Source organism: Brevinema andersonii, from assembly GCF_900112165.1.
Lineage (GTDB): Bacteria > Spirochaetota > Brevinematia > Brevinematales > Brevinemataceae > Brevinema > Brevinema andersonii.
The window spans coordinates 21,886-27,885 of record NZ_FOKY01000014.1 but is presented as its reverse complement, the minus strand read 5'-3'; the positions used below and the strand labels follow the sequence as shown (position 1 = coordinate 27,885).

Genomic DNA, 6,000 nt, shown 5'->3' with positions numbered 1-6,000 from the left:
TTATGGACTTTCTTAGAATTGCTTAAATAAATAGAAATATTGCTTATAGAAGTTTGATATGTATCGATAATTTCACAACATATTTTATGATAGAACGAATCTAGGAAAGAGTTAACTAGTAGTTCTATTTGCAGTCTGTAGAGTTATTCAAACTGAGTAGTAAACAACAATGGATATATGTTGGAACAAATATTACTGATAAAAACGGACGAATTACAAACTTTTTAGATTCTTCTAATAAGAATCAAGGTACATATAAATTAGTGTTTCAAACAGGGAAATATTTTACTGCATGCAAACAGAATACTGTTTTTCCTTATGTTGAAATGGTTTTTACTACTCCAGATACTCAGCATTACCATATTCCTATTACTATTGCAGGGAATAGATATTCAACATATCGTAGTAGTTAGATAAGATATATTAAAGTACTATTAATAATTATTGAGAATGTTTTTAATACTATAAAATATTTCTATGCTTGTAAGCAGAAATCTCTTCCTTAAAATATGTTTAGGGAGGGATAGTTTTCTTAAATAATAAAAAGGTTATTATTCCCATTCAATTGTTGCAGGTGGTTTGGAAGAAATATCATAAACAACCCGAACTACACTCTGCAATTCATTGGTAATCCGGGAGGAAATTTCTTTTAAATCTTTCCAAGGAAACTCGAAAATATCTGCACTGATGCCATCAGTGGCAGAGACTGCTCTTAATGCAATAGTCCACCCGTATTTACGAATGTCTCCTGCTACACCTATGCTTTTTACAGGAAGAAGTACAGCAAAAGCCTGCCAAATTTGCTCATAAAGGTTACGTTTGTGAAGTTCTTCAAGATAAATAGAATCAGCTTCTTGAAGTATGCAGATTGCTTCATGAGATACTTCTCCAATAATACGTATACTAAGTCCGGGCCCAGGAAAAGGATGACGATTAATGAGCGATATCGGCAATCCCAAATATAACCCAAGGGCACGAACTTCATCTTTGTAACATTCGTTTAAAGGTTCAAGCAGTAGTCCTGCTTTACGTTTCTCATTAATAAAAGGTACATTTACATTATGATGGCTTTTAATGATGTGTGCTGTATTCCCTATGCCTTTACCTGATTCAATAAGGTCTGTATAAAGAGTACCTTGAGCAAGGAGATAATCAGAGGGAAGATCAAGCTTTTTAACTTCCTTCTCCATAACAGTAATAAACATGTTACCAATGGTACGTCTTTTTTCTTCAGGATCAGTAACACCTTTAAGAGCAGAGAGAAAATCATCTTTTGCGTCTATAATGTGAATATACTTAGCTTCAAGTTGAGATAGAATTCTTTCGATCTCTTGTGTTTCATTTTTCCTCATCAAACCAGTATCAATATACATGAGGTGAATGTTTTGAGGATTAAGATTTTTAAGTAATGTTGCAGCTGTAACAGAAGAATCCACCCCTCCAGAAATAAGAAGAAGAACAGTTTTGTCTTTTGCCTCGTTCTGTATACGCTGGGAAATTTGTTTAAATTTTTGTGCTATATTGCTTTTTGAAGGGGATATTTCAGCAATCTTTTGGGCGAAATTTTCAAGAATTTTTATTCCGTTTTTAGTATGTTCTAATTCAGGATGAAATTGTACTCCCCAAAAGTTTTTTTCAGGATAGCATGCTACAGCAGGATGGTGATTTGACTCTGCAAGTAATTGAAATCCCTCCGGCAAAGCAGTAATGCTGTCTCCATGACTCATCCAAACAACGAATTCGGTATCCATATTATAAAGGAGAGAATTATCTTTGATAACTTGAATAGGACAATTTCCGTATTCACGTATCTTAGAAGGCTGGATCTTTCCCTTTAAATAGTGTACTACACACTGAAATCCATAGCATATACCTAATTTAGGAATATCTAAATTAAGAATATTATGATCGAAACTTTGAGCATAATCTTCGTAGACGGAATCAGGAGAACCAGAAAAAATCAATGCTTTAGGAGAGAAAACCTTAATCTCTTCTACAGATATTTTTGAAGGAACAATTTGTGCAAGATAGCCAAGATCTTTGAATCGACGTGCTATAAGGTGGGTTGATTGGCTTCCAAAATCCAAAATGAGAATTTGTACCATGAGATCTCCTAGAAATTTATTTTCCATTAATTTAGTTTTAAAATGTTTCAAATTGAATCATAAAAGATAAATCCTTCTTTAACAGAAAGATTTTTGATACGAACTAAACTTTCAATTCTCATGCCTTGAGATTCTAAAATTTGACGACCTTGTTGAAAACTCTTCTCAATGACAATACCTGCACCTACACATTGTGCACCGGCTTGATGGATAATATCATTCATTGCTAAAAGAGAATGTCCCATAGCAAGAAAATCATCCACAATAAGAATTTTTTCATCCTTAGAAATATATTCTTCAGATACGAAAATCGTATAATTCTTTTTCTTTGTGAAAGAATTAACTTCTGATTGATAGCTAGCTTTCATAGTGGACGGTAAAGATTTTTTTGCAAAAAGAACGGGAACTCCTAAAGTAAATGCAACTCCTAATGCCGGAGCAATCCCAGAAGCTTCTATCGTTAGAATTTTATCGATTTTTTCAAAGTTGAAACGCTCTGCTAATTCCTTCCCTATTTCGAGGATAAGGTTAGGATCAATCATATGATTTAAAAAACTGTCAACTTTAACAACACCATCAGAAGGGATTGTCCCGTAAAGACTAATCATTTTTTTGAGAGATTCCATAATAAAAATTAGTATTAAATAGATTGACTTTCAGCTTCTATATTCTTTGGAAGAACATAGTTTAAAAAAACTGATAATAAAGTACTGACAGCAATTCCGGATCCACCATAAATCAATTTAATAGCTTCTGGAGCTTGAGTTAAAGCATTAGGTTGTGTACTAATTCCATGACCAATCCCTAAAGAAATAGCAATAATTATTGCTTCCCGAGCTCCTAATGTATTGACTGTCATCATTTTGATCCCTGATACACTAATCATTGCAAACATAATAATAAGACTAGCTCCAAGTACTGATGTAGGAATAACTTGAATTAAAGTTGCTAATTTGGGAGAAAAAGCTCCTAAACATAAAATCCCTGCTGATAAAAGAACAACAGAGCGGTCTACTACCCCTGTCATAGCAATAATGCCAGTATTCTGACTAAAAGAAGTTGTAGGCGTAACTCCGAATAAGGAAGAAGCTACACATCCCAAACCATCTGCAGTAATACCTCCAGAAAGCTCTCGAGAAGAAAGATCTCTTTTAAAACCTGCTTGAACAATACCGGTCATATCTCCCATCGTTTCTACTGCAGAAACAACATAAAGTACACACATACCTAATATTGCATCCCAATGGAAACTTTGAAGAGTAATTTTATAAGGAAAAAGTTTGGGAACAAAAAAAGCTTTGGCTTGAAAGACAGAACTATAATCTATGTAGCCTAAAAGAGTAGCTAATATCACACCTAACACTACACCAAAAAATAATGCTCCATTTTTCCAGAGGCCTTTAGCATATTGGTTCAGTAAAATGATAGCTATGATTACAGGAGTTCCTAATAGATAATGATGCCAGGAGCCAAAGTCTTGGGCACCAAAACCTCCTGCCAGTGATGAGATTCCTACTGGAATCAGGGATAAACCAATAGATAATAATATAATTCCAGTAATTAAAGGTGGAAAAAATTTCTTCAACTTGTGCATTGTTGTTCCTAAGCAGGCTTCAAATATTCCTCCTACTAATGCTGCAGCCAGAACGGCATCATAACCATATTTTGAACCAATCGCAATTGCCAAAGGTATAAAAGTAAAATTGGCTCCCATTACCACAGGCAAACGGGAGCCAAACATACATTGCATAGTTGTATTAATTGCGGCAACCAGCATTACTGCTTGAAGCAATTCAGAAAGATTGCTCAACTCTAGTGTACTACCTACTATAAGCATAGGTGTAATATTAGCAACAAACATAGCAAGCACATGCTGTAACGATAAAATAAATATTGAAAAATTGGACATAAAAGTCACTCCTTAAAAATTAATGGCAATCTTCAGAGGTCGATAGAGGAATGAACTTGTATAGAAATAGGCGAATACTTACAAGTTTTTCATAGCAAGGAATTTACGGATCCTCGTAGAAACTCTCGACCTTATTACGAGTATATATGAAAACACTTGACATAAGTATAACAAATAAAACTGAAAATGTCAATCTAACTTAGCTTTTTTAGATAAATTTTCTACTACTACTACTACTACTGCTCTCTCTCTCTCTCTCTCTCTCTCTCTCTCTTGTACTTATACCGGTAATTTTTTCATAGTTTTCCAGAGGTACCAAGCATAACTTAAGAAAATTAAGACTCCTCCTAACTTATATATAATAATAGAAAATATAGGATTACTTGCATCGGCCTGTAAAGGTTTATTTTGAAAAAGTAGCACAAATTTTTGTTTGAGTAATTTAGAAGTATATTCTTCTATTTCTGAAGCTGGCACTTGTTGTAAGCTCCCATTAATCCTTTTTGTTTTCTAACATATGTTTGACTCGGGAAATACCTGTATATTCCTGTAACCTCGCGTTCAAATTGAGCGATGCACAGAAATAAGTTCACTAGAGTCTTGTTTCTGTGCATCTACTTCGGAATCCCTCCTTCATAATCCCAAGCGTAGAAGTTTGTATATTTCCAGTGTACAAACACATTAGCTTGGATATGAATAGAAGTCAAGTAAAATAACAATTTAAAAGATTTTTTTATTCCGGATGAAATCTTGATTTTACTTGGATAATAGTATAAAATACAACTGTTCAAGAAGATAAAACAATTGGTCTTCTTGCAGGTATAGGAGGTATGCGTCGAGGTTTTGAACTCACAGGCAGATTTGAAAATCTTATTTCACCGAAATTGATCCATCTGCCTGTCTGACTTATGAGCTACGTATTGTTGACCAGGTTTCCGTGCCAAGTATTTAGTGTTGTTGCTTGAAAAAAAGAAGGATTTTTGGCACAAATATGTTGAGAAAACAAGAAGAAATCAAATAAAAGATTCTGGTATGATAAGATAGAAAAATATATCAAAATGATACCAATAATAAGTATTGAGGAGTAAAACATGAAAATAGGAGTTCATACAAATATTGCAGATACTGCGAGTATTAAAAATAGTGATTCTGAAATAGGATCATATTGTGATATTATGCATGGATCATTAATTTCACCTAAATTAATGATGGGTGATTTTTGTCTTATTGACCGTTACTGCGTTATTGCAGGTTCAAATTATACATTTACTATGGAAGATTTCTCTGGATTAGCTGCAGGAGTTCAAATTTGGTGCCAATCCAATGATTATGTAAATGCACTTATTTCTCACAATGCTGAAATTGTTGGTGATATTTATATGGAAAAATATACTGGAATAGGTGCCAATTCCGTAGTGATGCCAAATAATAGAATTTTAGAAGGAACTGTCATCGGCGCTAATTCTTTTGTACCAGAAAATTTTCGATTTGAACCGTGGTCTGTTTATGCGGGTAATCCTATTCGTAAAATAAAAAATAGAAATAAAAATTCTGTCCTTGAACAAGCTGAAGGAATTAAAACAAAATAGGTTTAATTGCTTTTTGAAGATATGAATTAAAGATAACTGCTCTCTATTCATAAAAAACTCTGGCAGAATATTACTCTGCTAGAGCTTTCTTATTATAACTTAATAACTCTTCCCTTGTCAATACTTAAACTAAATTTTCCGTCTTTATTTCGATGTAGAAAGTATCTTTTTCTTTTCTGGATAAACCGATCTCCGCCAAGGACACGTCAAGACTGCGTTTATCGTCCGTTATTAAAACATCTTTATTCTCTCTTGTAGGCATAGTACTGAGTAACTGTTTTAAGAGCTTCTCTGTTCTCTTTTGCCTGAGCTTTCTTAGTATCACTTCCACTTAATCTCATGCAATTCCTTGTTCATTAATGCTTCCTACCTTGTTAATTCCTACTTAATCTCCGCA

Annotated in this window: 6 protein-coding genes and 1 riboswitch; of the genes, 2 read left to right on the top strand and 4 right to left on the bottom strand. The window is 33.7% G+C overall.

Annotation, left to right across the window (positions count from 1 at the left end):
* Positions 1-128 precede the first annotated feature (128 nt).
* The gene (locus BM018_RS05875; RefSeq protein WP_092319582.1) at positions 129-413 is read left to right on the top strand and encodes a hydroxyisourate hydrolase; all 285 of its coding nucleotides are present in this window, start codon (positions 129-131) and stop codon (positions 411-413) included.
* A 138-nt stretch (positions 414-551) separates the two neighbouring features.
* On the opposite strand, the gene guaA is transcribed toward BM018_RS05875, so the two are convergent.
* From guaA to BM018_RS05855, 4 genes are all read right to left on the bottom strand, one after another.
* The gene (gene guaA / locus BM018_RS05870; protein WP_092319580.1) at positions 552-2,105 is read right to left on the bottom strand and encodes a glutamine-hydrolyzing GMP synthase; all 1,554 of its coding nucleotides are present in this window, start codon (positions 2,103-2,105) and stop codon (positions 552-554) included.
* A 47-nt stretch (positions 2,106-2,152) separates the two neighbouring features.
* On the bottom strand, positions 2,153-2,731 hold the full coding sequence (locus BM018_RS05865; RefSeq protein WP_092319578.1) for a xanthine phosphoribosyltransferase: 579 nt from the start codon (positions 2,729-2,731) through the stop codon (positions 2,153-2,155).
* Between the two features lie 14 nt (positions 2,732-2,745).
* Positions 2,746-4,014, bottom strand: a complete 1,269-nt coding sequence (locus BM018_RS05860; RefSeq protein WP_092319576.1) for a uracil-xanthine permease family protein — start codon at positions 4,012-4,014, stop codon at positions 2,746-2,748.
* 72 nt (positions 4,015-4,086) lie between these two features.
* Positions 4,087-4,184: riboswitch (purine riboswitch) on the bottom strand.
* 109 nt (positions 4,185-4,293) lie between these two features.
* Positions 4,294-4,491, bottom strand: coding sequence for a hypothetical protein (locus BM018_RS05855; RefSeq protein WP_092319574.1), 198 nt, complete (start codon positions 4,489-4,491; stop codon positions 4,294-4,296).
* A 614-nt stretch (positions 4,492-5,105) separates the two neighbouring features.
* On the opposite strand from BM018_RS05855, the gene BM018_RS05850 reads away from it, so the two are divergent.
* Positions 5,106-5,603, top strand: a complete 498-nt coding sequence (locus BM018_RS05850; RefSeq protein ID WP_092319572.1) for an acyltransferase — start codon at positions 5,106-5,108, stop codon at positions 5,601-5,603.
* The last annotated feature ends 397 nt before the right edge of the window (positions 5,604-6,000 follow it).